Source organism: Archangium sp. (assembly GCF_036389735.1).
GTDB lineage: Bacteria > Myxococcota > Myxococcia > Myxococcales > Myxococcaceae > Archangium.
Genome location: NZ_DASVWK010001113.1, coordinates 1 through 2122 on the forward strand (window position 1 = coordinate 1; position 2122 = coordinate 2122).

At 72.6% G+C, this 2122-nt stretch carries 2 protein-coding genes and 1 pseudogene; all 3 read left to right on the top strand.

Going from position 1 to position 2122, the window contains the following annotated elements; genetic code table 11:
• Positions 1–389 (top strand): annotated as a pseudogene (locus VF794_RS40020) (response regulator); the annotation flags it as partial.
• Positions 390–407: 18 nt separating this feature from the next.
• A complete protein-coding gene (locus VF794_RS40025; protein WP_331119042.1) occupies positions 408–1772 on the top strand; it encodes an RsmB/NOP family class I SAM-dependent RNA methyltransferase in 1365 nt (454 codons plus the stop codon).
• 68 nt (positions 1773–1840) lie between these two features.
• A partial coding sequence (locus VF794_RS40030) for a hypothetical protein (protein WP_331119040.1) occupies positions 1841–2122 on the top strand: 282 nt, incomplete at its 3' end.

Genomic DNA, 2122 nt, shown 5'->3' on the forward strand with positions numbered 1-2122 from the left:
TGCGGCCCCATGAGCCGGACGCGGTACTCGCCAAGCCCTTCCAGATCGACGAGATGATGGACCTGGTGGAGCGCTTCCTGGGCCTGCGGCGCGCGGTGGAGGGGCTCGCGGCTGGTCGGGTGCCCTCGGAGGAGGCGTGGCGCGAGGCCGCTCCAGGCATCCGGGTGGTGGAGGAGCCGGGCGGGCCGCTGTGGGTGAGGATGGCGCCGGGGGTGGGCTCGTCCCATCCAGTGCAGCGCGGGCGGACGGGCGTGATGCTGTTGGAGGGGGAGCTCGAGGTGGACGGCGAGCGGCGGGTGGGGCCCCACTATTTCTATCTGGCGGCCGGACCGCGCGAGGTGCGGACCCATTCGGAGTGCCTGGCCGTCTCGCTGGCGCTGCGAGGGTAGGAGCCCCACCGGGTGAGCGTGAGCACTCTCTGGCCGACGACATTCCTGGACGCGGAGCACCTGGGGCGCCCGTCGCGGCGCGCGGCGACCGCGGCCCTCCAGGCACACCTCTCGGTGCTCAAGGGAGATCCCCTCAAGCTGGCGCTGGCCAATGCCCTGAAGGAGGCCGAGGGCCTGGGCGGCCAGGAGCGGCGCTTCACGGCGCTCGCGGTGCGCGAGATGTCGCGGCACATGCGCCTGTTGGATCTCGCCTCGCGCACGCTGGGACACCCGCCGGGGAAGATTGGCCTGCTGGAGGACCTGGCCCTGGTGCGCTACGTCCTCTGGCGCCGGCTCTTCTGTGGCGTGGGCTGGGCGCGCAGCGGCCCCGAGGTGAAGCTCCCCGGCCCGGTGCGGCCACGCACCATCAAGGATGATCTGCTGATCCGGATGGCGGACGCGCCGCTGCCGGAGCCGGCGGTGCCCGGCTCGGGCCCGGAGTGGTTGGCGACGCGCTACTCGTTCCCCAACTGGCTGGTGCAGCGGCTGGCCGAGCTGCACCCGGAGCCGGTGGTGGAGGCGATGCTGGCGGCGCTGGACGAGGATCCGGTGCTGCACTTCCGGGCGCGGCCCTCGGGCACGCGGGCCGAGGTGCTGGCGAGGCTGGCCGAGGAGGAGGTCTCCGCCGAGGCGGTGGACGTGGCGCTGGACGCGGTGCGGATCACCGAGGCGAGCCACCGCGTCTTCGAGACACGGGTGATGAAGGAGGGCCGGCTCCAGGTGCAGGACGTGGGCAGCCAGCTCATCGTCGAGGCATGTCGGCCGCTGGAGGGCTCGCTGGCGGGGCGGACGGTGGCGGACGTGTGCGCGGGGGCGGGCGGCAAGACGCTCGCGCTGGCGGACGAGGTGGGGGCACGGGGCAAGGTGTTGGCGGGGGATCGCTCTCGCCGACGGCTGGCGCAGGCGCGCGAGCGGGCCCGGGAACTCTCGCTGCGCCACGTGTCCTTCCCGCATCCGCTGACGCTGGAACAGGCGGACGTGGTGCTGGTGGACGCGCCATGCAGTGGGACGGGCTCGCTGGCGCGGGAGCCGGATCAGAAGTGGAAGCTCTCCATGAAGTCGGTGGAGGAGTTCCACGCCACGCAGCTGGGCCTGTTGAAGGAGCTGGCGGGGCAGGTGAAGCCCGGGGCGCTGGTGGTGTACGCCACGTGCTCGCTGCTGCCCGAGGAGAACGACGCGGTGGTGCGGGACTTCCTCGCCGCGGTGCCCGGCTTCACCGTGGAGCCGCTCGCGCCCCTCTTCGGAGAGCGGGCGGCGGTGCTGTGCGATGGCCCCTTCCTGAGGGCCCTGCCGCCTCGCGTGCCGGGAGGCGGCTTCTTCGCCGCCCGCCTGCGCAAGGGCTAGGCGGAGTTGACAGTCGCCGCGGGCGCACGCTACGCAGGAAGCGTCCTTTTTCCGAGAGGTTGCGCCCGGTGGCCGCTGACCCCAAGCAGTCCGAGACCCTGCGTCAGATCCAGCAGGCGTTCCAGAGCGCCCAGTCCCAGATGACCCAGCTGCGCCAGCAGGTGGAGAAGCACGCCGAGCTGGCCCGGGCCAAGACGCAGCACGACTTCATCCAGAAGGAGAAGGAGCGCGCGCTGCGCGAGCTGGGCGAGGCCGTGCTCAGCCAGGTGCGGAAGGGCCGGCTGGAGCTGCCCTCCTCGCTCGCCCCCCTGTTGAAGGCGGTGGAGCAGGTGGAGAAGAAGGCCGAGGCG